This window comes from Agrobacterium sp. 22-214-1, assembly GCF_053522465.1.
This window is the reverse complement of the sequence record NZ_JBNWCK010000001.1, coordinates 621,023-643,754: the sequence shown is the minus strand read 5'-3', so window position 1 is coordinate 643,754 and position 22,732 is coordinate 621,023. Positions and strand designations below refer to the sequence as shown.

Below are 22,732 nucleotides of genomic sequence, written 5' to 3'. Positions count from 1 at the left end.
GCCGTTGACCACTTGCGTTCCGCAAGCGGACTGCCGCCATCATGCCAGCGGAACATTATCCCTTAAAGAGAGAACAATTCCGCCATTTACCAAATCCCGAATTGCTGGTGGTCCAGCTTTCGGGCGAAATTACATCACTGTGCCGCAATAACAAAGCTTGAGCTTAAGCCTCGTGGGAACGGCAGTACCGTAGTGACACATTTAGGTGTTCGAAACAATTAATGCGGATTTGCGGCGGTGGCGAAGTGTCGGCTTTTTAACAGTTTTTAAACCTGAGTTTCACGCTGAACGCCTTGTTTCGCATAAGTTTAACATAAATTAACCATAGCAGAAGATTTTCGCCCGCGTCACGCCGTAATTTAAGCCGATAGCAGCGGCCCGGATGCGTGAATACGACACAGATGTGACACGAAACAGGAAACGGCGAGACAGGAATTTCAGCCATGGCAGCGGTCAGTATTGCGTTCGAAGCTCCCGACAATTGCGGCGGTGCGCCCGCCGCCGGTAAAAAACCGATCGATTTCGATCATCTCGCCCGGCAGACGATGGGCGACAAGGATCTGGAGATCGAAGTGCTGCAACTCTTCAGCCGCAACGCCCGCGCCGCCCTGCATGAAATGGCGGGCGCCGACGACAAGGCGGTCATGGCGACGGCCCATCGGTTGAAGGGGTCTGCGCAGGCCGTCGGCGCCTCGGCCGTTTCCGCAGCCGCAGCCGTGGTGGAGGATAAGGGCAATGACAGCGCGGCGATCGCAAAACTCGCGGCGACCATTGTCGAGGCCGAAAATTTCATCCTCAAGCTCTGCCGCTGACGCGTAACGCATCAAATTTGGCATTTTGCAAGGCCGGTTGCGTCTGCGCGCCCTTGAAGCGGGTTGCCAAGGCGGACCGGCCTTTCTATGTGTTTAGAACAGTTCTTAGATCACATTTTGGATTTCCGGCATGACAAAACTGACCATCGTTGCCTTTGATGGCACGCCCCATGAACTCGACGTGAGCAATGGCTCCACCGTCATGGAGAATGCGGTGCGCAACTCCATTCCCGGCATCGATGCGGAATGCGGCGGCGCCTGTGCCTGTGCGACCTGTCATGTCTATGTCGACGACGCCTGGGCGGAGCGTGTCGGCGGACCGGAGCCGATGGAAGAGGACATGCTGGACTTCGCTTTCGACGTGCGCCCCACCTCGCGCCTTTCCTGTCAGATCAAGATGAACGACGAGCTCGATGGTCTCGTCGTTCATGTTCCCGAACGTCAGGGCTGAAATCTTTCGTCATTGCTAAACGCAGAAAAAGCCCCGCTCACCTGGTAGCGGGGAGCGGGGCGAGGCGGGTACGCAGCATGCAGGCGAGGGAGGAAACACCTGCGAGCCCTCAAGTGCGCACCGGGAGAACCGGAGACGGTTGCAACCGTCGGACCCGCCGTGGGCCGCAACCATTTCAAACCGTATAAACAAGCTACAATGAGTCTTGCCGGCGGCACCACGGCGAGAATTCACGGGTGATATAGGACATGACGTTACGTCATGTCCGTGATTTTCCCCGGGATTCTGGAAGATATGGCTAACGGCCGTCAGCGGCGATTCTGGCCCTGCTCGAGCCGGTTTTTCAAAAGTCGGGTCATGCGGGCGTCGAAATTTTTCGATTCCACGACGTCGAAGCGCATCTGGTCCTTGTCATGCTCATCCATCACCGTCTGGGTGATCTTGCCGACCATTTCCTGCAGCGTCTCGCAGCTTTTCTGCGAGCGAAGCGACGTCAGCTGTCTTTCAAGCGAGCGGGCATGGGTGCGGGCGATTTCCGCGTGGCGCTCCTCGTGGCGCTTGATATCGGCAAGCAGCGTATCCCAGATGAAGGCCAGTTCCGCCGTGGTGCGGCGGCGGTTTTTCCATTGCGGCAGGAGGATGCGTGTATTCAGCACCACTTTGGCCGTTCCGACGCTGCAAAGGCCGTTCTTCTCGACATAGGTGAGCTCGCCGCCGAATTTGATTTCGGTGGCGCCGGGATGGCGCGCGCCGGTATTGCGTGTCAGCGGGCCGTGCCTGGAAAGCTGCTGGTCGAGGTCGGCGGCGGTTTTGCCGCTGATCGAAAAATAGGAATAGGTCTTGCGGACGATGGTTTCGGAAAAAGCCGATCCGGGTAGGGAAAGTGCCACTGCGGCCGCTAAAGCGGCGCAAAGAGCACGCGATGATTTGGTCATGACCCGGCCTTCCGGTTGAACTTGAAAAAGGTTTGCTGCATAGGCGGAGCGGAACTTATAAGAATTGGCATAACACTCCGTTATTCCCGAAAGGCGCGTGTTACGTGATAACAGCCGGCAGCAACGCGTGGCAAGCGGCCCATGGCCGCTCCCTGAAACTTGATGGGCGTGGCCGTATTATGGCCATCGTCAATGCTACGCCCGATTCCTTTTCCGATGGCGGCCGTTATCTCGCCGTCGATGCGGCTTTTTCCCATGCGCTGACCTGTGTGGAGGAGGGCGCTGACATCATCGATATCGGCGGCGAATCCACCCGGCCGGGTGCGGCCGCAGTAACGGAAGCCGAGGAACAGGACCGGGTGCTTCCCGTCATCGAAAAATTGCGCCGCGAGACGGATGTGCTGATTTCTGTCGATACCTATCGCGCCTCGACAGCGCGGCTGGCGGTCGGGGCGGGCGCCCATATCGTCAATGATGTCTTCGGCCTGCAGAAAGACGCGGAGATGGCCGGTGTGGTCGCCGCCACCCGCGCCGGCGTGTGCATCATGCATACCGGCCGCGACCGGCAGAAGCTTGCCGATGTCATCGCCGACCAGTTCGAATTCCTCAATCGCTCGCTGGAGATCGCCGAGGATGCGGGTATTGCCCGCGACGCCGTCGTGCTCGATCCCGGTTTCGGTTTCGCCAAGGACGAGAGTGAAAATGTCGCGCTGATGGCGCGTTTCGGCGAACTTGCCGCTTTCGGCCTGCCGGTTCTGGCCGGTACGTCGCGCAAGCGTTTCATCGGGTCGCTGACGGGCCGGGATGCGGCCCATGAACGCGATATCGGAACGGCTGCGACCACCGCGATCCTGCGGCTTGCCGGCGCTTCGATTTTTCGCGTGCATAATGTCGCCGCAACCCGCGATGCGCTGGCAATCGCCGATGCGGTTCTTGCCAAAACGTCGGCAAAGGCCGATGCGTAGATTAACGAGTGCCGGAACGCCGTGTCCCGAAGGTGGCGCGGCTTGCCGGCGAAACAGTCCTGCCATGGAGGCGATGCGATGAGCCGCTATACCATTATCCTGAAAAACTGTTCTTTTTTCGCCCGTCATGGCCTTCTCGAGCAGGAGGAGGTGCTGGGCCAGCGCTTTTTCGTCGATGCCGAGATGGAAGTCGAGGCGGGTGATGCGCTGGAAACCGACGATATCGAAAACACCGTCGATTATGGCGTGGCTTTCGCCGTCATCGAAAAAATCGTCGTCGGCCAGCGCCGTTATCTCATCGAGGCGCTGGCGAACGACATCGCCAAGGCGCTTCGCGCCCGTTATCCGCAGATCGTCTGGCTCAGGATCACGGTACGCAAACCCTCGGCGCCGGTTCCCGGTATTCTCGATTATGCGCAGGTGAGCGTTGAACACCGTGCCTGAAAAGATGACCGTCGCCGCCTTGGGGCTCGGCGGCAATATCGGCGATCCCGCCGCAGCCATGGCAAGAGCGCTCCACGAACTCGATGCGCGTGACGATTGCCGACTGCTGGCCGTTTCAGGCCTTTACCGCACGCCGCCCTGGGGCAGGACGGATCAGGCGGATTTCTTCAATTGCTGCGCCTTGGTCGAAACCTCGCTTTCAGCGCCCGCGCTGCTGCAAACATGCCTCGATATCGAAAAGAGCATGAAGCGGGTGCGCACGGAGCGTTGGGGCCCGCGCACCATCGATATCGATGTGCTCACCTATGGGAATGATTCTCTCGTAACGGAAACCATTGAAGTACCGCATCCGCGCATGACGGAGCGCGCTTTCGTGCTGATGCCGCTCGCCGATATCGCGCCCGACCTTGAAGTAAAAGGCAAGCCCGTGCGGGAATGGCTTCAGCAGACGGACAAGACGGGCATTGTCAGCGCAAACGAAAAACGGGAGTGGTGGACACTCCCGCTTGGTGATGGCTGAAAAGATTGTAATCGTTACGGCTTGATCGAACCGACGGCGAGCTGGTCGATATCGCGCGCCAGCGTCACGCCGATGACCGGGATCATCTGGTCGGCGACCTTGACCGAAATGGTGATGTTCATCGAATTGTCGTTCGAGATGCGGGCGACCATTGCACCGTTGAGCTTGGCGCGGTTGATGCCGACGACGACCTTGTCGCCGCTGACCTGTCCGGAGGTGATGTCCAGTCCCTTGCCTTCGGCGCCGTCGAGGAATTTGCCCTCGTAAGAGTTGCCCTTCTGGCTGATGACGGCCGACATGGGTTGGCTGAAGACGCCGACGCGGCAGGTGCCGCCGAGCTTGATGCCGGTCTGCTTGTCATCGAGCGGCTCGCCCGTCAGATCGCAGGTGAACTTCGTGCCCTTGTATTTGCCGGCGACGATCTCGCCCGGGCCTTTCCAGACACCGGCCACGGAGCGGAAGAACACGTCGTCGCGATCGCGCGATGCCGCATGGACGTCAGACATGCCGAAACCGCCGCTGACGGACAATATGGCGGCAAGCCCGCCCACAAGCGAAAAGAAGCGCGAATACATGATACTTTCCCCGGCGAAGATGCCTGTTCGATAGGCTGCAATCTACCGGCGGAATGGTTAATGCTTGGTTTATTTCACTCTCATTTGCGGCTTCGTTCGTAACCTTTTGAACCGCCCAAACCCGAGCAATCAGGCTTTTTCACCGGTTTTTCCACCGCTTAAATCGGGCGTCAAGTCGGACATGAAATCGCCGATCCCCGGCCGCTTCACCGCCCTGAACGGCAGCGGACGGCACAGATCCATCGCGGCAATGCCGATTCGCGCCGTCATCAGGCCGTTGATGACACCTTCGCCGAGTCGCGCCGAGAGTTTCGAGGCAAGACCGTGGCCGAGAACCTGCTGGGCGAGCCCGTCGCCAACGGCGATCGAGCCCGTGACGGCAAGATGGGCGACGACATCGCGCAGGAGTTTCAGCATGCCGAGCGTACCGGGACGGCCGCCATAAAGCTCCGCCATGGCGCGCACCAGCCGCGTCACTTCAAACAGTACATAAGCGAGATCGACCACCGCGCGCGGGCTGACGGCAGTGACGACGGAGACGCGCTTGGACGAATTGAGAATGAGGGCGCGGGCCTGCCTGTCGAGCGGAACGAGCAACTCACGTTCGGCAAGCTCGATCAGATGCGGGCCGTCGATCACATCGTTTTCCGTCTCCTTCAGCGCCGCACGTCCCTTGGCCGTTTCGGCCCGGTGGGAGAGAACGGCATTCAGGCGGGTGACGATGGCGCGTGCGGGTTTCGGGCTCTTGTCGAGGCTCGCCGTCTCGGCATCGGCCTTCAAGGATTGCACGGCGTTAAGCCGCATGATGCCGAAGATTTCCCGGCCGACGAGGACGAGAACGGCGAAAAGCGCCACAATAAGAGCGGTAGTGGCCGTGTAACCCAGCCAGTCGGAACGGGAGAAAAGGTTGCGGATGAGCTGATCCGCCCAGAGCCCGAAGGCGAGCGAGAACAAGACGCCAAGCGCGCCGAGCGCAAGCTTGCCGAAGGAGAAGCGGCTTTTCTTCGGAGACGCCACCGGCAAGGCGGCGGCATCGATCTCCTCAGGCGCCAGAAACGGATCGTCCTCGTCGGGCGTCAGCGAAATCTCGGCGTCGAAGCTGCGCGGCGCGCGTTTCTGTGCGGCGGACGGTCGTGCCGTCCCTTCTGTTTCAAGCGTGAAAGCGGCCGGGCGGCGCGCCTGCGGATCGTTTTGTGTGGGAAGCTTCATGCGAGCTTGTCTCCGAACAGGAACTGCATGGCGCGGTCGAGCCTGATATGGGGAACGGAAAGCCTGATGCCGCCGCTGCCCGGCTCATCTATGTTCGGCGGACGGAAGCGCACGACATTGACGTCCGGCAGCGACGCCTTGTCGCCATCCCTGTCGATGCTGCGGAAAAGCGGTTCCGGATCCTCGGGCAGATCGCCGGGAAAGATCGCTGTCTTGCGATTGCCGTCGAAGGTCTCGCCATTGATGGTTTCACCGGCCATGGGCGTGCCGACGATAACGGGCAGCTCGTGGCCATCCTGTCGTACGCTCGCCTCTCTGGTGGCGCGCACGGAAGCGAGCGCCATGACCTCGATGCCGGCGCCATTCATGCCGATGGTGGTGATGGCGCGGTCCACCAGACGGCGGGTCAGGCGCTCCAGCCGGTCGTGGCTTTCGTGATGCAGGTGATCGGCTTTGGTGGCGGCGATCAGCACCTTGTCGATGCGCCTGCCGATCAGCGACGACAGCAGGCTGTTGGTGCCGGGGCGGAAACAGGCAAGCACATCGCCCAGCGCCCGCTCCAGATCCTGCACGGCTTCAGGGCCGCGATTGACCGCCTGAAGCGTGTCGATCAGAACGATCTGCCGGTCGAGGCGGGCGAAATGCTCGCGGAAGAAGGGTTTGACCACAATCGACTTGTAGGCGTCATAGCGCCGTTCCATCATGGCGCGTAGCGAGCCTTTGGGCGCTTTCTCATCCGTCAAGCCGGGAAGGGGCGCGAAGGTGAGCGCGGGCGATCCTTCCAGATCGCCGGGCATCAGGAAGCGGCCGGGCGGCAGGGTCGAGAGTGATCTTTCGTCGGATTTGCAGGCCTTCAGATAGGCTGCGAAACTTTCGGCCAGACGTCGGGCCGTCATCTCGTCGGCCGGTGCGTTGATATCGAGCGAAGAGGCGATCGCCAGCCATTCCTGCGCCAGTTCGGCGCGGATGCCGCTTCCGGCAAGGGCGACGGTCGCGTCGCTGAACTGTTTATAGTCCTGCGACAGAAGCGGCAGGTCGAGCAGCCATTCGCCGGGATAATCGACAATATCGATGGAAAGCTTGCCGGCCGAAAACCATCGGCCCCATCCGCTGGCGCTCTGGTAATCCAGCGTTATCCTGAGTTCTGAGATCGCCCGTGTCGAATCCGGCCACAGCCGATCGCGCACCAGCGCCTGAATATGATCCTCATATTGAAAACGAGGAATGGCGTCATCCGGCTGCGGCTCCAGCCGCACATTCGAGACGCGTCCGGACCGCATGGCCTCGAACAGCGGCAGCCGGCCGCCATTCAGGAGATTGTGGACGAGGGAGGAGATGAAAACCGTCTTGCCCGCCCGCGAAAGGCCGGTGACGCCAAGCCGCAATGTCGGGTGGGTGAGGTTGCTCGCACGGTCGGCCAGATTATCGAATGCGATAAGCGCGCTGTCTGTCAGGGACGTAAGAGAAGGCGGCAATGGCAGTTTCCTGGCTGTGTTTAACGGTCACGGCTGCAATATAGGAAGGTATGGCTGCCCAAAAAAGAAGCGCTCCAGCGGATTTTCAGCAGGGCGGCTTTGCAAAATTCTTACGAAGGGCCGCAGCGATTATTTGCCCGGCGCGAGAAAATCGACCAGCCGCCAGCTATTTTTACCGTTTGCGGCGCCGTCATCATGGTCGAGAACCGCAAGGCCCGATGTCGGAAAACCCGAGGGCAGGGCGGCATGCAGCAAATCTTCGCCGATCATCGCTTCCAGCGTCGCCTCCATGGTGGGGTTGTGGCCCACCAGCATCACCGATTGCGCCTGCGCCTGCGCAGCGATGAGGGAGAGGTAGGTTTCGCTGCGCGCATTATACATCTCATCGACGTAGAAGATGTCTATGCCTTCGTTGAAGGCACGCTGCCAGGCCTGCGTGGTCTGCCGGCAGCGCGCGGCCGTGGATGACAGAAGCAGATCGGGACGGTAATGCCGGTCGGCGGCAAGGTCGGCGATGACCTCCGCCTCGGCAAAACCGGCTTCGTTCAATCCCCGGTCGAAATCCCGTTCTCCCGGCGCCGCCCAGGCGGCCTTGGCGTGGCGCAGAAGATAAACTCGGCTCGGGGAAGATGCTGTCAAGGGCGGGGACCGGCGTTCGAATGTCAGGGCACGGTCTGAATGCTACAGGATAGGGTTGCAGGACCGCAAGTCCTCTTTCCTGTTGGTAAGTCGCGTTGAAGTGATTGAAGAAGAGTTCGCTTCAATACGAATAAAGGATAAAAATTAGTCATTTAGATGATTTTTGTGTCAGTTTTAAAAATGCCTGAAAACTGATCTGCAGACTTGAATCGGCCACTATCATTGGAGTATACACCGCCGCATTGAGATGTTCTTCGAGGAGAATCGCGTTGAGTGAGAAGATCGATCTTAGCAAATATGTGCTCTCGGAAGACGATGAGTTCATGAATGCCAGCCAGCGGGCTTACTTCCGCGCGAAGCTGGTCGCCTGGAAAAATGACATCCTGAGAGAAGCGCGCGAGACCCTCGGACATCTCGCCGAAGAAAGCGCCAACCACCCCGATCTCGCCGATCGGGCTTCCTCCGAAACGGACCGGGCGATCGAACTTCGCGCCCGCGACCGTCAGCGCAAGCTGATTTCAAAGATCGATGCAGCTCTTCAGCGGATCGAAGACGGCACTTACGGTTACTGTGAGGAAACGGGCGAGCCTATCGGCCTCAAGCGTCTGGACGCCCGCCCGATTGCAACGCTCTCCATTGAGGCGCAGGAGCGTCATGAGCGTCGCGAAAAAGTCTATCGCGACGAGTAAGGCGCTGCGGCCGAGAGGTCGGCAAATCGCATGACAAATAATAAGGGCACGGAAATCGCTTCCGTGCCCTTTTTCAACTTCGAATTTCTGGTCGGAAGACCCGCGCGCGTCAGCGGTCGCGGGTCACGGAAAGCTCTCCGAAGATACGCGCCATTTCCTTCTGCATGTCTCCATCCGGTGAAGCGCCGGTGACAGGCGGGGAAGCTGGCTGCGGCTTGACCTGCTTTTCCGCGACAGGGACGACGGACGGTTCGTTATCCGCCTCCTTGCTCTTGGCGATCTCCGCCTCGAGGAAGCTTTCGAAATCGCTGGCGAGCTCATCGGAAAATTTCGGCTCGGCGTCGTTCGAAGCCACTGCCGGATTTTCAGGCTTGGGCGGGAAAGGTGCGGGCGGCGTTGTCTGTCCTAGCTTCAGGTCGGGAAGGACGCGCTCCCGTGCAGCATCGAGAAAATCGGCGGCGATGGACTGGTCGATCACCGGCTCGCGCGCGGCAAAGACCCGCGGGGCGAATTCCGCGGTCCGTTCTTCCGCCTTTGCCTCGACGGGCGCCTGTGCAGGGATCGGCGGTGCGACCGGTGCCGGAGCCGGCACGACGGGCTCGGCACGCCTGGGTTCCGTTCGGGCCGCAGCCATGTCGAGCGACGCAGCCGCCATCGGCAAGACGGCAGCGACCGGAGCCGTTGCAACCGGTATTGGCGGCGGCGTGGCGCGCGCTGTCTCCCGCTCGGGTACCGCCTGTCTTGCCGGCGGCGCGGTTTCGCGCGCCGTTGAAGGCGTGGGTGCGGGTTGCGGCGGGGTCGATGGGCGTGGCGGAACCTGAGTGGCGGCTGTCGGAACGGGTGCTGGACGCGGGGACGGCACAGGTGCCGGCGGCTCCGGCCGCTGTGCTTGCCTCACGGGTTCTTCAGGCGCGGAAACGGGAGCCGCAGCCGCAACGGGCTGCTGTTGCGGCAGGGCGGGGCGACGTTCCTGCTGGATCGCCGGCTCGGCTCTCCTCTGCTCGCTTTCCTGGCGCGGCAGCGCCTTCAATTCCGGCTCCTGCACGTCCCTGACAATGGGGATCGCGCCTATACCGCTTTCGATGACGATATCCGTCGGGCCGCCGATCATGACGAGATGCTCGACATTGTCACGGCGCACCAGCACCAGACGGCGGCGTGCGTCCACGGCCGTCGCATCGAGGACCTGCAGGCGCGGCTGCCGGTTACGCCCGCCCCGGATGAAAGGGGCAGAACCGCTGCGCCTGCGCAGAAGCCACAGCGCAATCGCCAGAACAAGCAGGGCCACACCCACACCGACGACGGCGACGATGAGACGGTTTCCATAAGCGCCGATAAAATCTTCCATCATGGAGATCATCCCTTCAGATTTTTTGGCTTTTTCGTTTCTTGGGCAATTAATATTGCCGTGGTTCTTATAAAGTGAACGTCAAGCAGGAAAAGACGATTTTTTTGGGCGCGATACAAGGTTTATTCATTTCGCCCCACAGGATTGCCGCCTCAACCGTAACGACGCCACCAAAGCGCCATATCTCGTCCTTCAATGCTGAAAGACGGTGAAAGTTGCAATTCTTTTGCCGAAGGAGCGTTCCGGAATGTCCCAGTCATTGTGCATTAACGGCTCCCTCGCACGGCATTTGATGCAGGTTGTTTTGCTGTTGCCATCGTTTTTCGCGCTTCCGCATTCGATCGTGAGGGCCGAAGACAAGGCACCGGATCGCTCAGCGACCATGGCGGAGTTCGTGCGCGATAATCCCTCCTGCCTCGACTTCACTGACGGATGCTCGGTTTGTACCGTCGCTGACGGCAAGATCGTCTGTTCCGCGCCGCGCATTCAATGTCAGGTGAAGGAGCTGACCTGTACCAGGCCGTAGTCTTTTAAGGCTTTTATACACCTTTCAGGCCGTTTTCGCTGTGCGTTTTTAAGCCTTTGTGTCCTGGCGGAGCTTTTTGCCGGTCAAGCGAGTTGCTACAAGAAATTTTACTGCCCGATTCCGTCAGGGAAACGGGGCTGACCGAATGACGACCTGCACGACTGCGAGGCCAAGATGACACGGGTGCGCGAGACAAGCGACAACGACCTTCCGCTGGTGGACAGGCGCGCCCGTTCCGGCACGGTCTTGCGCATTCTGCTTCTGGCGCTGGTTCTGATCGCCGCCGCTGCCGCCTTCGTCTATTTCAAGGATTCTCTGGAAAACGAAATCGTGCTCGGCATTCTCGGCGTGCTGGCCATGATGGGCATCTTCTTTCTGGTATCGTCGATCATCGGTTTCATCGAGGTCATGCCGCAGTCGCAATCCGACGGGCTTGCCCGCCGCTTTCTCTCGGCCCATCCCGAAGGCACGCTGATCACCGACGCCAAGGGGCATATGGTCTATGCCAATGCCACCTATTGCCGGATGAGCGGCACCACCAAGGCGAGCGATATCCAGAGTCTCGAAACGCTCCTGTCGCGCAGCCGAGAATCGACCGAAGCGCTTTACCGGCTCATCAACGTGCTGCGCGAAGGCCGCGACGGCTACGAAGAGTTCCGGCTGCTGAAGCCGCTGGGTGAGGATTCCAATGCAGGCCCGCACTGGTACAGGCTGAAGGGCCGGGTGCTGAAAGATGCGGGCGGCGAGGGGCTGCACGTCTTCCAGATCGCCGACATCACGCCCGAGCGCGAGGATCAGGAGCGCTTTTTCCGCGAATTGCAGAATGCCATCGATTACCTCGATCACGCCCCGGCCGGTTTCTTTTCAGCCGGGCGCAAGGGCGAGATCGTTTATCTGAACGCTACCCTGTCGGAATGGCTCGGCATCGATCTGGCGCAGTTCTCACCCGGTTCTATGACCGTTTCCGATATCGTCGCCGGCGAGGGCATGGCGCTGATCGAATCGGTGCATCCGCAGGGCACGGCGAAGCGCACTGAAATCCTCGATCTCGACATGCGACGGGTGAACGGCCAGAGCATGCCGGCCCGCCTCGTGCATCAGGTCACCTCCAAAGATGGCGCGCCCGGCGAGAGCCGCACCATCGTCCTGATGCGCCCAAAGGGGCAGGAGGATACGGAATCCTCCTCTGCCATGCGTTTCACCCGCTTTTTCAACAACACGCCGATGGCGATTGCCTCGCTTGATGGCGAAGGCCGCATCCTGCGGATCAACGCGCCCTTCCTGAAATTGTTCTCCGGCGTCGTCGGTCGCGACGATATCGATCGCGGCGTCGCGCTTGAGACGGTTATCCACGACAATGAGAAGCCGCGGCTCGAGCAGGCGCTGGCCGAGGCCAAGGACCGTCAGGGCGATATCGCGCCTTTCGATTCCCGCCACCCGAGCGACGAGGGCCGGCATTTCCGCTTCTACGTCAATGCCGTCATCGATCAGGACGATGAAGCACCGGAAGAGGTGGCTATCGTCTATGCCATAGAGGTGACCGAGCAGAAGGCACTCGAGACCCAGATGGCGCAGACGCAGAAGATGAATGCCGTTGGCACGCTCGCCGGCGGCATCGCCCACGATTTCAACAACGTGTTGACCGCCATCCTGCTGTCGTCGGACCATCTTCTGCTACAGGCGCGGCCTGCCGATCCGAGCTTCGCCGATCTCATGGAGATCAAGCGCAACGCCAACCGCGCGGCCGTGCTGGTGCGCCAGCTTCTGGCGTTCTCGCGCAAGCAGACCATGCGTCCGGCCATCCTCAACCTGACGGATGTGATCGGCGATCTGCGCATGCTGGTGGACAGGCTGATTTCCGGCACCAATGTCAAGCTGGAGGTCGATTACGGCCGCGATCTGTGGCCGGTAAAGACGGATCTGTCGCAATTCGAGCAGGTGCTCATCAATCTCTGCGTCAATGCACGCGACGCCATGCCCGACGGCGGCAAGATCACCATCAGGACGCGCAACGTCGACGCGAAGGAAATCGCAGCGCTTGGCCGTCCGGAATTCCCGGCCGAGGACATGGTGATGGTGGACGTTGCCGATAACGGCACGGGCATTCCGCCGGAGATCATGGACAAGATTTTCGAACCCTTCTTCACCACCAAGGAAGTCGGCAAGGGCACCGGCCTTGGCCTGTCGATGGTCTATGGCATCGTCAAACAGTCGGGCGGTTATATCTATCCCGAATCGGAAGTGGGCAAGGGAACCGCCTTCCGTATCTACCTGCCGCGCCATGTGGTGGAGGCCGTTCAGAGCAACGGGCAGCCCGGCGAGGCGGCGCTTGCTCCGGTCATCGCAGCCGAGCCGGTGAAGGAAGAGCCGCTGGACCTGACCGGCAAATCCGCCGTCGTGCTTCTGGTGGAGGACGAGGAAGCGGTGCGGCGCGGCGGCAAGCGCATGCTGGAAACCCGAGGCTACACCGTGCACGAGGCCGGCTCCGGCACCGAAGCCCTGGAGGTGATGGAGGAACTGGAAGGCAAGGTCGACATCGTCGTTTCCGACGTCGTGATGCCGGAAATGGACGGTCCGTCGCTGCTGAGGGAACTGCGTAAATCCTATCCGGACCTGAAATTCATCTTCGTTTCGGGTTATGCAGAGGATGCCTTCGCAAAGAACCTGCCGGCGGACGCGAAGTTCGGTTTCCTGCCGAAACCCTTCTCGCTCAAGCAGCTCGCCATCGCCGTTCGCGAAATGCTCGACGACAAGGAATAAGGCCGGCGGCGGCGAACCGGATTCGGCTGCGCCGCGACCTGTCGCATCCATTGCATCCGGCCTGAAAAATGCGCCGCTACTGCGGGTCCCTGTCTTCCTGCGCCCCGGTTGCCCCCATATCCGCACTTTTCCCGAGGTTTGCCTCTTCGCAAACGCAATAGTGATTGCACCGTTTCGCAAGGGGCTTAAAATCGCGTCTTAACGACCTAGATATGAAGAGGCGAAGTTCTCCCTCCTGGCAAAGAACTGTGGGTTTGAGAACGGTTTGGAGAATGATGAAAGATGATCGCTAGGCCGATCTACATGCAGGGCGAGGGCGAAGGGGAAGACGGCGGCGGCACCAACCGCGGAACGTCTGTTATCACCCGCGTCAAGCCAAAAACAAAAAGACCGAATTTGTACCGTGTTCTTTTACTGAATGACGACTACACTCCCATGGAATTCGTCATCCACATTCTGGAGCGTTTTTTCCAGAAGGATCGCGAAGCGGCAACCCGCATCATGCTGCACGTGCACCAGCACGGCGTGGGCGAATGCGGGGTGTTTACATATGAGGTCGCAGAGACGAAAGTAAGCCAGGTCATGGATTTCGCCCGACAGCACCAGCATCCGCTGCAATGCGTCATGGAAAAGAAATGAGGATCGCAACGTGCCAACTTTTTCCCCAAGTCTCGAGAAGGCGCTGCACCAGGCACTGACCTTTGCAAATGAGCGTCACCACGAATATGCGACGCTGGAACATCTCCTTCTGGCGCTGATCGACGACGCGGATGCCGCAGCCGTCATGGGCGCCTGCAATGTCGATCTCGATGCGCTTCGCAAGACTGTCAGCGATTACGTCGACAATGAACTGACGAATCTCGTCACGGGTTACGACGAGGATTCCAAACCCACATCCGGCTTCCAGCGGGTCATCCAGCGCGCCGTCATCCATGTTCAATCGTCCGGCCGCGAGGAAGTGACCGGCGCGAACGTGCTTGTGGCCATTTTCGCCGAGCGCGAAAGCCATGCCGCCTATTTCCTGCAGGAGCAGGAGATGACCCGTTACGACGCGGTCAACTACATCTCCCATGGCATCGGTAAGCGCCCGGGCACGTCGCAGACGCGCACGCCGCGCGGTGCCGATGAACCGGAAAGCGAAAACAAGGCGAGCCGCAGCAATCCCGAGGAAGACGGATCCTCCGCCAAGAAGCAGCAGGATGCGCTGAAGGCCTATTGCATCAACCTCAATGAAAAGGCGAAAAACGGCAAGATCGATCCGCTGATCGGCCGTCACGACGAGGTCAACCGCACGATCCAGATCCTCTGCCGTCGCTCCAAGAACAACCCGCTTTATGTGGGCGATCCGGGCGTGGGTAAGACGGCGATTGCTGAAGGTCTCGCCAAGCGCATCGTCGAAGGCAAGGTGCCGGAAGCGCTCGCCAATGACACCATCTTCTCGCTCGACATGGGCACGCTGCTGGCGGGAACCCGCTATCGCGGCGATTTCGAAGAGCGGCTGAAGCAGGTCGTCAAGGAGCTTGAGGAATATCCGGGCGCGGTTCTGTTCATCGATGAAATCCACACCGTCATCGGTGCGGGCGCGACCTCGGGTGGTGCGATGGATGCATCGAACCTCTTGAAGCCTGCTTTGTCTTCGGGTGCGATCCGCTGCATCGGCTCGACCACCTATAAGGAATATCGGCAATTCTTCGAAAAGGACCGCGCGCTCGTCCGCCGTTTCCAGAAGATCGACGTCAACGAACCGTCCATCGATGACGCCATCGCGATCATGAAGGGGCTGAAGCCCTATTTCGAGGATTACCACCACCTCAGATATTCCAATGAGGCGATCAAGGCTGCCGTGGAGCTGTCGGCCCGCTACATTTCCGACCGCAAGCTGCCGGACAAGGCGATCGATGTGATCGACGAGACCGGTGCGGCGCAGATGCTGCTGCCGGCCTCCAAGCGCCGCAAGCTGATCACCGAGCGGGAAATCGAGGCCACCATCGCGACCATGGCCCGCATTCCCCCGAAGACGGTCTCCAAGGACGACGAGATGGTTCTCGCCAACCTTGAAAAGGAGCTGCGTTCCGTCGTCTACGGTCAGGATATCGCCATCGAAGCGCTTGCCACGGCCATCAAGCTGGCGCGTGCGGGCCTGCGCGAACCGAACAAGCCGATCGGCTCCTATGTCTTCTCCGGCCCGACGGGCGTGGGCAAGACGGAAGTGGCCAAGCAACTTGCCGCCTCGCTCGGCGTCGAGATGCTGCGCTTCGACATGTCGGAATATATGGAGCGTCATACCGTGTCGCGTCTGCTCGGCGCACCTCCCGGTTATGTCGGCTTCGATCAGGGCGGTCTGCTGACCGACGGCGTCGACCAGCATCCGCATTCCGTGGTGCTGCTGGACGAAATCGAAAAGGCGCATCCGGATATCTACAACATCCTGTTGCAGGTGATGGACCATGGCTCGCTGACCGACCATAACGGCAAGAAGATCGACTTCCGCAACGTCATCCTCATCATGACGACCAATGCGGGCGCATCCGAAATGGCGAAATCCGCCATCGGTTTCGGTTCTTCCCGGCGCACGGGCGAGGATGAAGAGGCGATCAACCGTCTGTTCACGCCGGAATTCCGCAACCGTCTGGATGCGATCATTCCGTTCTCGCCGCTACCGACCGCTGTCATCCACAAGGTCGTGCAGAAGTTCGTCATGCAGCTGGAAACCCAGCTCTCCGAGCGCAACGTCACCTTCGATCTGCATGAAGATGCGATCTCCTGGCTGGCGGAGAAGGGTTACGACGAGAAGATGGGCGCCCGCCCGCTGTCGCGCGTGATCCAGGAAAACATCAAGAAGCCGCTCGCCAATGAAATCCTCTTTGGCAAGCTCAAGAAGGGCGGTGTCGTCAGCGTCACCGTCGGCAAGAAGGATGACGGCTCCGACGGTCTCATGCTCGAGGTCCTGCCGGAGACGGCGCCCGTGAAGCCGCAGCCGGAGGCCGAACTGAAGGCGGCCAAATCGCCCGGCAAGGCAAAGGCCAAGACGAAACCTGCTTCCAAGGCGGCGAAGGCCAATGAAGAGGCGGATGTCCTTGTTGCCGAGGCCGACAAGTCGGACGAGGACAGCAAGCCGCGGCGCAAGACCAATGCGGTGCCGAAAGTGCCGAAGAAGAAATGATCAAGGTCTTCGACCGATAAACCGATGCCGGGCGAAAGCCCGGCATTTTCATGTATGAAGCGCGTCGCGTTTTCCCTGATACCTCCGGCGCGTTTCATTCTTTGTTTTATGCATGACGTTACCCCGAAGCTGCGGCACAGTTTCGGGTGACATGCACAAGTGGGTCAGCAATGCAGACTGCCGACAGCGATACCATCCCCCTGAGCGGCTGGTTTTTCAGGGGAATGCGGGGCATATTTTCGCTGCCCTCGCTCATTCTGATGACATCTTTCGTCGGTTTCAGCGCTTTCGCGCTGGAATCCGGTGTCGCGCGCGGCGAAGCCGTGTTCATGACGCTGATGATCTGGGCCCTGCCGGCCAAGATGATCCTGATCGGCTCGATGGTCGGCGGCGCCAATCTTGCCGCCTGCTTTCTGGCGGTGACGCTGTCCTCGGTCCGGATGATGCCGATGGTCGCCTCCATCGTTCCGGAAATGCGCGGCGCGAAGACGCCGACATGGATTTTGCTGTTTCTCTCGCATTTCGTTGCAATCACCGCCTGGGTTTTTGCCACACAGAATCTTTCCAGGGTACCGCGTGAAGCCCGCGCCGCCTGGTTCGCCGGTTTTGGCATGACGCTCACCGTGGTCAACGCCATCATCGTCGGCCTGTGTTACGGCGTCGTCGCCGCCTTTCCGCCGCTTGTCGCCGGCGTGCTGTTTTTTCTCACACCGGTCTATTTCGTGGCATCGATCTGGGCTTCGGCCCGTCATTCCGTCGTCAAGGTCGCCTTCGTCATCGGCGTCATCGCCGGGCCGGCCTTCGCGGTCATCGCACCGGAATTCGATATTCTCTATGCCGGGATCGGCGGGGGCACGGCGGCCTATCTGATCGACCGCCTCGTGTTCCGCCGCCGGATAAAACCCGTCTCACCGGAGAGCGAACCATGATGACCGAACATTGGTGGGCGCCCTATCTCTTCATAGCGATTGCCGGCTGGCTGGCGACCGATCTCTGGCGCTGGCTCGGCGTTCTCGCCGGTAACCGCCTGAAGGAGGATTCCGAAGCGCTGCACTGGGTAAGGGCAGTCGCCACCGCGCTCGTCATGGCCGTCACCGCCAAGCTGATCGTCTTTCCAACCGGAACGCTGGAAGCATCCCCCCTGTGGCTGCGCATCGGCGCCGCCGCACTCGGTTTCATCGCTTTTCTGATGGCAGGCCAGCGGGTCATCGTCGGTGTGGCTGTGCCGATCCTGCTTCTGGCGGGTGGGTTGTTCGCGCTCGGTTTCTGAGACTGGTTTATTCCACCTCAGAGACCGCTCTCTCGGGCTTCCGCAACAAGCCAATCCGCAAGAAGTCTAGCCGGTGCGGCCGTCTCTTCGGCTTCCATCAGCCAGTAATATTTCTCCGTATCGGCCGCCCGGTCGAAGAGCACGGTCAGTCGACCTTCGGCGATCTCGTCATGAAGAAGCGCCGTCGGGCAGAGGCCGATGCCTTGACCGGCTTTGAGTGCGGTCACGAGCAGATTGAAATCCGCGAAAACCGGACCGGCGCTATCGGGCAGGGATATTCCCCCGGCTGCGAACCAGTTTTGCCAGGCCGCCTCGGTGTCGTCATGTAGCAATTCCGCTCGTAACAGGCTGTCAACATTGTCGAAAGGACCGAATTTAGCGACATAGTCCGGCGCGCATGTCGGCCGTGTCTCCGCGCTGAAAAGCGCTACCGCGTTTTCCCCGGAGGCGATGCCATGTCCTATGGTGAGATCGGCCGGTATTGCGTGATGCGCGCCGGAATAGCTGATGGATACCTGTATATCGGGGTAAAGCGCCCGAAAGCGAGGCAGGCGGGGCGTCAGAAAATGCGCCACGACAGAGGGCAGGCTGGCAAGGCGGACGGTCATGCGGTCATGGCCCTGACGGATCCTGGCAGCGCCAGAAGCGATCTGCCGTAGGGCGGTCGAAACCGTAACACCGAATTCCTTTCCGGCTGGGGTAAGCCTCACACCCCTCGCATGCCGCTCGAACAGCGCCACACCGAGCCAGGCCTCCAGATTGCGCACATGCTGGCTGACGGCAGTCGCCGTCATGCCGAGTTCCTGCGCAGCCAGAGAAAAACTCGTTCTTCTGGCTGCGGCTTCGAATGCGCGGAGGGTGGTGAGCGGCGGTAATTTCATGGTGTCTCAAGGGTAAGTAAGACTTAGGCTGAGCGCAAGAAAAACCCGTCTTGTCAGGCGGGCACACATGGCGCAATTTCGCCTCGAGATTTTGATTGCCCGAGGATTTTATGACCCCCATGCCTGCCGCCGAACCCGTCGACGCCGCTGAACGCCGCGCCGTCCGTCCTGTTGTCGTTTATCCGAACGGGACGCTTGAAATGCCGGACCTCGCACGTCTGGAAGAAGCCAAACGAAGCATGGAAAAGATCGATGAGGTCATCGTGCCGCCGCGTGACGGCCGCAGCTTTCATGTGCCGAAGGGGCATTTCTTTCGCATTGTAAGCGTTGAAGGTCGGCAAGTCGGAGACCTGAACCTCTGGAACGCCCATGATCTGACCGAGCGGTTTTTCAGCGGCAAGACCCGCGCCCTGCACGCCACCCATGTTTCGGTCGGCAACCGGCTGTGGAGCAACCTGCCGTCCCTGCGACCGATGGCGACGATCACGCATGATACGCTATCATGGTATGGCTTCGACGAAGACGGCGGCGGTGTGCATGACGTGATCGGCACACGCTGCGATCCCTATACCAACAAGCTCCTGAGCGGCGGTGACTACCACCATTGCTGCCATTCCAATCTGACCAATGCGCTGGCCTCCGCCAGGGGCCTGTCGTTTCGGCAGGCGGAGCCGCATGTGCATGACGTGCTGAATGTCTTCATGTGCACGGGTTTCACCCGCGACAAACACCAATATTTCATGAAGGCGAGCCCGGTGCGGCCGGGTGATTATCTTGAGCTTTTTGCGGAGATCGATCTTGTCGGCGCGCTTTCCGCCTGCCCGGGCGGTGATTGCAGCGCCACGCATTCGAGCGATACGGCGGCCTGCTATCCGCTGAAGGTGGAGATTTTCCGGCCGGATATGGCGGTGCTTGAGGGCTGGCCTTGGCCGGAAAAGAATGCCTATCGGCCTGTGGAGTGAAAAAACACCATTTTCGTTATGCCGGACTGGATCCGAAATCCAGCCACGGCCCGTCTGCGCCGTAAGAAGACTCTCTCGCGATCAATGACTTGATCGCACTGGACCCCGGACCAAGTCCGGGGCGACGGCGTGGAGATGTGCTACGGCTTTGCAGGATACGCGCCTGCTAGGCAAACATCACGAAGCAAGCGCGGCCTTTATCTTTTCCGCGTGGGCCTTCAATACGTCGCCATCGGCCATCACGCCGGAATGCGGCTTCAGCGGCTCACCTTCCTTGCGCGGAATGACGTGGAAATGCAGGTGGAAAACGGTCTGGCCAGCCGCCGGTTCGTTGAACTGCGCGATGAAGACGCCATCGGCATCGAAGGCTTCCTTGGCCGCCAAGGCGAGTTTCTGCACGACGGGAATGGTCCTCGCCAGCACTTCCGGGTCGGCATCGAGCAGGTTGCGGGAACCGATCTTGGGAACGACCAGCAGATGGCCGGGGGCCTGCGGCATCACATCCATGAAAGCAAGCGTATGCTCGTCTTCATAAAGCTTGTGGCTCGGAATCTCGCCGCGCAGGATTTTTGCGAAGATATTGTTGTCGTCGTAGGCGCTTGCCGTCATCGTGATCTCTCCTCATGGCGGACTATACGTCCGGTTCCTGTCTCTCGCCCTTGCGGAAGGGCGTGTGTTCATCAAGATAATCGCCGATATGCTCGACTTCCTCGCGCTCGCGCTGAAGATAATCGGCAATAGCGCGGCGCAGGCCTGGGTGGACAATGAAATGCGCCGAGTGGGTGGTGACGGGCATGTAACCGCGCGCCAGCTTGTGTTCGCCCTGAGCGCCGGCTTCCACCCGTTTCAGTCCCCTGGAAAGCGCGAAATCGATCGCCTGATGATAACAGACCTCGAAATGCAGAAAGGGGTGATCCTCGATACAGCCCCAGTGGCGGCCATAAAGCGCATCCGAGCCGATGAAATTGATCGCGCCGGCAATATAGCGCCCCTCACGTTTCGCCATCACCAGCAGCACGTCATCGGCCATGCGCTCGCCGATCAGCGAATAAAATTCCCGCGTCAGATAGGGCCGGCCCCATTTGCGGCTACCGGTATCCATATAGAAGGCGAAGAATTGGTCCCAGATATCCTCGGTCAGGTCGCTCCCAGTTAGCCAGTCGATCTCGATGCCGTTTTCGAGTGCCGCGCGGCGTTCCTTTTTCAGCCCCTTGCGCTTGCGCGAAGAAAGGGCGTCAAGAAAATCATCGTGGTCACGATAGCCGTCATTGATGAAGTGGAACTGCTGGTCGGTCCTGTGCAGGAAATCGCGGGGCAGAAGGGCGGAGAGATCGTTCTCTTCCAGAAATGTGACATGTGCCGACGAGATGCCGATCTTTTCCGTCACCTGCGCAAGACCGGAGGCCAGTAACGCCTTGAAACGTGTCTCGTCCTCGTTTTCGCAGACTAGCAACCGTGGTCCGGTTGCCGGCGTGAAAGGGATCGAGCATTGCAGTTTCGGATAATAGTGCCCGCCGGCCCGCTCAAAAGCATCCGCCCAGCCGTGGTCAAAGACATATTCGCCCTTGCTGTGGTTCTTCAGATAGGCCGGCACCGCGCCGACGAGAGCACCGGAGGCGTTTTCGAGAAGCAGATGGTGCCCCAGCCAGCCGGTTTTGGCTGTTGCTGACCCCGATTCTTCCATGGATGATAAAAATTCATGGGAAATGAAGGGGTTGTAGATTTTTCCTAACGTATTGCGCGAGGTTCCGGAAAGCCGTTTCCAGCTTTCCGGATCGATATCCCTGAAGGATTGCGCAATGCTGATGGAATAGTCTTCTGTCATGCCGTGGCGGACGGGTTCTCTCTCGGGTCGAAACCTTCGAATGTCATCTGGTCCGCATATTTATAGGTAGTCTCACGCGCATTTTCATCCCTGACCGTCCAGGTAATCACCGGAAGGCCAAGTTTTCTTTGCGCCTCGATGAAGCTGTTGGGCAGATGACCCCAATGATAGGAGATAAAATCGAGAGCCATCTGCATCGCTTCGTCATGTTTGAAGAAGTCTTCCGGCTTGTCGCCTTCGGCCGTCAGACCCAGCGGCCAGGGCGAGCCGGCCGCCTTCAGATCCTTCAGCAGATGGTGGTCGAAGCTCATCAGCGCGACATGGCCCTTATAGCCCTCGAGGTCTTCCAGCACCGCCTCGGCAAAACCGTCGTCGACGCCTTCACCGGCGCGGCCTTTCAGCTCGATGACCAGCGGCACCTTGCCGGCGCAGAGCGTGAGAAGCTGCTTGAGGGTAGGGACCCGGTCCCCGGTCTGGCCGACGGTGAGAAGCGACAGCTCGGCCGATGTGCGTTCGCGCACATCGCCCTTGATGCCGGTCAGGCGGGCCATGTCGTCGTCGTGAAAAATCACCGGCACACTGTCGGCGGCCAGCTGCACGTCGCATTCGATGGCGAAACCGGCCTCGATGGCGCGGGAAAAGGCGGAAAGCGTGTTTTCCCAGACCGCTTTATTGAGATCATGATAACCGCGATGGGCGACGGGCTGAGCCGTCAGCCAGGAGAGTTTCAGCGTCATACGTCGATTTCCACGATGGCGTCTATTTCGACGGCGGCATTGAAGGGCAGGCAGGCCATGCCGACGGCGGCGCGGGCATGTTTGCCGGGCTCACCGAGAACATTGGCAATGAGATTGGAAGCACCGTTGATGACGAGGTGCTGTTCCACGAACTCTGGAACCGACGCAACAAAGCCATTCAGCTTGATGACACGGCGGATTTTCGAGAGATCGCCATTCAAAGCGGCCTTGACCTGTGCGAGAATGTTGACGGCGCAAAGTTCGGCCGCGCGCTGGGCGCCTGGCACGTCGACATCGCGGCCAACGAGGCCCGTCACCGCAATCTTGCCCGATTCCATCGGCAGTTGACCCGATACATAAAGCAGATTGCCGCTGATGGTGAATGGAACGTAGTTTGCGGCTGGTGCTGCGGCTACGGGGAGCGTAAAGCCAAGTTCCTTGAGGCGGCCTTCGATGACGTCCGACATTTTCGTCTCCGGTTTTGTTGTAAATCCTTCAAGAATCCGGCATTCAGAAGATGTTGATCCAAAAGCCGGGCGGTTGCTT

At 59.9% G+C, this 22,732-nt stretch carries 24 protein-coding genes; 13 read left to right on the top strand and 11 right to left on the bottom strand.

The features are described 5' to 3' along the window. Positions 1 to 443 precede the first annotated feature (443 nt). On the top strand, positions 444 to 812 hold the full coding sequence (locus tag ACQZ5G_RS03280; protein ID WP_020810827.1) for an Hpt domain-containing protein: 369 nt from the start codon (positions 444 to 446) through the stop codon (positions 810 to 812). 130 nt (positions 813 to 942) lie between these two features. Then, positions 943 to 1,263, top strand: coding sequence for a 2Fe-2S iron-sulfur cluster-binding protein (locus ACQZ5G_RS03275; protein WP_003502527.1), 321 nt, complete (start codon positions 943 to 945; stop codon positions 1,261 to 1,263). Positions 1,264 to 1,571: 308 nt separating this feature from the next. Here ACQZ5G_RS03275 and ACQZ5G_RS03270 read toward each other — a convergent pair whose 3' ends face one another. Next, positions 1,572 to 2,198 carry a DUF922 domain-containing Zn-dependent protease gene (locus ACQZ5G_RS03270; protein ID WP_448736973.1) on the bottom strand — a complete coding sequence of 209 codons (627 nt, stop codon included), beginning with the start codon at positions 2,196 to 2,198 and terminating at the stop codon, positions 1,572 to 1,574. Positions 2,199 to 2,377: 179 nt separating this feature from the next. Here ACQZ5G_RS03270 and folP point away from each other — a divergent pair, with 179 nt between their 5' ends. The 3 genes from folP (at position 2,378) to folK (ending at position 4,127) form a co-directional block, all read left to right on the top strand. Beyond that, positions 2,378 to 3,163 carry a dihydropteroate synthase gene (folP, locus tag ACQZ5G_RS03265; RefSeq protein WP_448736972.1) on the top strand — a complete coding sequence of 262 codons (786 nt, stop codon included), beginning with the start codon at positions 2,378 to 2,380 and terminating at the stop codon, positions 3,161 to 3,163. A 78-nt stretch (positions 3,164 to 3,241) separates the two neighbouring features. Continuing rightward, on the top strand, positions 3,242 to 3,607 hold the full coding sequence (gene folB, locus ACQZ5G_RS03260; RefSeq protein ID WP_003502532.1) for a dihydroneopterin aldolase: 366 nt from the start codon (positions 3,242 to 3,244) through the stop codon (positions 3,605 to 3,607). A 4-nt stretch (positions 3,608 to 3,611) separates the two neighbouring features. Beyond that, positions 3,612 to 4,127 (top strand): 2-amino-4-hydroxy-6-hydroxymethyldihydropteridine diphosphokinase, encoded by a 516-nt coding sequence (folK, locus tag ACQZ5G_RS03255; protein WP_448737075.1) that lies wholly within the window; start codon positions 3,612 to 3,614, stop codon positions 4,125 to 4,127. 14 nt (positions 4,128 to 4,141) lie between these two features. On the opposite strand, the gene ACQZ5G_RS03250 is transcribed toward folK, so the two are convergent. The 4 genes from ACQZ5G_RS03250 to ACQZ5G_RS03235 all read right to left on the bottom strand — a co-directional run bounded on the left by ACQZ5G_RS03250 (position 4,142) and on the right by ACQZ5G_RS03235 (position 7,992). Further along, positions 4,142 to 4,702: a hypothetical protein gene (locus ACQZ5G_RS03250; protein WP_448736971.1), complete on the bottom strand. Its 561-nt coding sequence runs from the start codon at positions 4,700 to 4,702 to the stop codon at positions 4,142 to 4,144. 129 nt (positions 4,703 to 4,831) lie between these two features. After that, positions 4,832 to 5,911, bottom strand: coding sequence for a TIGR01620 family protein (locus ACQZ5G_RS03245; RefSeq protein WP_448736970.1), 1,080 nt, complete (start codon positions 5,909 to 5,911; stop codon positions 4,832 to 4,834). Continuing rightward, a complete protein-coding gene (locus ACQZ5G_RS03240) occupies positions 5,908 to 7,386 on the bottom strand; it encodes a YcjX family GTP-binding protein (RefSeq protein ID WP_059752773.1) in 1,479 nt (492 codons plus the stop codon). Before ACQZ5G_RS03240 ends, ACQZ5G_RS03245 begins: the two co-directional genes overlap by 4 nt. Before the next feature lie 129 nt (positions 7,387 to 7,515). After that, positions 7,516 to 7,992: a SixA phosphatase family protein gene (locus tag ACQZ5G_RS03235; RefSeq protein ID WP_448737074.1), complete on the bottom strand. Its 477-nt coding sequence runs from the start codon at positions 7,990 to 7,992 to the stop codon at positions 7,516 to 7,518. A gap of 302 nt (positions 7,993 to 8,294) precedes the next feature. Between ACQZ5G_RS03235 and dksA the strand changes: the two genes are divergently transcribed. Next, positions 8,295 to 8,714, top strand: a complete 420-nt coding sequence (dksA, locus tag ACQZ5G_RS03230; protein WP_003496274.1) for an RNA polymerase-binding protein DksA — start codon at positions 8,295 to 8,297, stop codon at positions 8,712 to 8,714. A gap of 109 nt (positions 8,715 to 8,823) precedes the next feature. Here the strand turns inward: dksA and ACQZ5G_RS03225 are convergent, their stop codons facing one another. After that, positions 8,824 to 10,074, bottom strand: a complete 1,251-nt coding sequence (locus ACQZ5G_RS03225; RefSeq protein WP_448736969.1) for a flagellar biosynthetic protein FliO — start codon at positions 10,072 to 10,074, stop codon at positions 8,824 to 8,826. 235 nt (positions 10,075 to 10,309) lie between these two features. On the opposite strand from ACQZ5G_RS03225, the gene ACQZ5G_RS03220 reads away from it, so the two are divergent. The 6 genes from ACQZ5G_RS03220 (at position 10,310) to ACQZ5G_RS03195 (ending at position 17,781) form a co-directional block, all read left to right on the top strand. After that, positions 10,310 to 10,588 (top strand): hypothetical protein, encoded by a 279-nt coding sequence (locus tag ACQZ5G_RS03220; RefSeq protein WP_448736968.1) that lies wholly within the window; start codon positions 10,310 to 10,312, stop codon positions 10,586 to 10,588. A gap of 174 nt (positions 10,589 to 10,762) precedes the next feature. Continuing rightward, the gene (gene cckA, locus ACQZ5G_RS03215) at positions 10,763 to 13,348 is read left to right on the top strand and encodes a cell cycle histidine kinase CckA (RefSeq protein ID WP_448736967.1); all 2,586 of its coding nucleotides are present in this window, start codon (positions 10,763 to 10,765) and stop codon (positions 13,346 to 13,348) included. A 282-nt stretch (positions 13,349 to 13,630) separates the two neighbouring features. Then, positions 13,631 to 13,987, top strand: a complete 357-nt coding sequence (gene clpS, locus ACQZ5G_RS03210; RefSeq protein ID WP_003521420.1) for an ATP-dependent Clp protease adapter ClpS — start codon at positions 13,631 to 13,633, stop codon at positions 13,985 to 13,987. Positions 13,988 to 13,997: 10 nt separating this feature from the next. Further along, positions 13,998 to 16,511 (top strand): ATP-dependent Clp protease ATP-binding subunit ClpA, encoded by a 2,514-nt coding sequence (gene clpA, locus ACQZ5G_RS03205; RefSeq protein ID WP_448736966.1) that lies wholly within the window; start codon positions 13,998 to 14,000, stop codon positions 16,509 to 16,511. Positions 16,512 to 16,681: 170 nt separating this feature from the next. Then, a complete protein-coding gene (locus ACQZ5G_RS03200) occupies positions 16,682 to 17,440 on the top strand; it encodes an AzlC family ABC transporter permease (protein ID WP_020810567.1) in 759 nt (252 codons plus the stop codon). Next, positions 17,437 to 17,781 (top strand): AzlD domain-containing protein, encoded by a 345-nt coding sequence (locus tag ACQZ5G_RS03195; RefSeq protein ID WP_020810566.1) that lies wholly within the window; start codon positions 17,437 to 17,439, stop codon positions 17,779 to 17,781. The genes ACQZ5G_RS03200 and ACQZ5G_RS03195 overlap by 4 nt, the downstream gene beginning before the upstream one ends. A gap of 17 nt (positions 17,782 to 17,798) precedes the next feature. Here ACQZ5G_RS03195 and ACQZ5G_RS03190 read toward each other — a convergent pair whose 3' ends face one another. Further along, positions 17,799 to 18,662 (bottom strand): LysR substrate-binding domain-containing protein, encoded by an 864-nt coding sequence (locus ACQZ5G_RS03190; RefSeq protein WP_448736965.1) that lies wholly within the window; start codon positions 18,660 to 18,662, stop codon positions 17,799 to 17,801. Between the two features lie 110 nt (positions 18,663 to 18,772). On the opposite strand from ACQZ5G_RS03190, the gene ACQZ5G_RS03185 reads away from it, so the two are divergent. Next, on the top strand, positions 18,773 to 19,624 hold the full coding sequence (locus ACQZ5G_RS03185) for an urea carboxylase-associated family protein (RefSeq protein ID WP_448736964.1): 852 nt from the start codon (positions 18,773 to 18,775) through the stop codon (positions 19,622 to 19,624). Between the two features lie 177 nt (positions 19,625 to 19,801). Here ACQZ5G_RS03185 and ACQZ5G_RS03180 read toward each other — a convergent pair whose 3' ends face one another. From ACQZ5G_RS03180 to ACQZ5G_RS03165, 4 genes are read right to left on the bottom strand one after another with little or no spacing between them, the layout of a single operon-like run. After that, complete coding sequence (locus tag ACQZ5G_RS03180; protein WP_448736963.1) at positions 19,802 to 20,233, bottom strand: HIT family protein; 432 nt, start codon at positions 20,231 to 20,233, stop codon at positions 19,802 to 19,804. Between the two features lie 22 nt (positions 20,234 to 20,255). Continuing rightward, positions 20,256 to 21,449 (bottom strand): GNAT family N-acetyltransferase, encoded by a 1,194-nt coding sequence (locus ACQZ5G_RS03175; RefSeq protein ID WP_448736962.1) that lies wholly within the window; start codon positions 21,447 to 21,449, stop codon positions 20,256 to 20,258. Continuing rightward, a complete protein-coding gene (locus ACQZ5G_RS03170; protein WP_448736961.1) occupies positions 21,446 to 22,186 on the bottom strand; it encodes a glycerophosphodiester phosphodiesterase in 741 nt (246 codons plus the stop codon). Before ACQZ5G_RS03170 ends, ACQZ5G_RS03175 begins: the two co-directional genes overlap by 4 nt. After that, positions 22,183 to 22,653 carry a RidA family protein gene (locus ACQZ5G_RS03165; protein WP_003521410.1) on the bottom strand — a complete coding sequence of 157 codons (471 nt, stop codon included), beginning with the start codon at positions 22,651 to 22,653 and terminating at the stop codon, positions 22,183 to 22,185. Before ACQZ5G_RS03165 ends, ACQZ5G_RS03170 begins: the two co-directional genes overlap by 4 nt. Between the last annotated feature and the right edge of the window lie 79 nt (positions 22,654 to 22,732).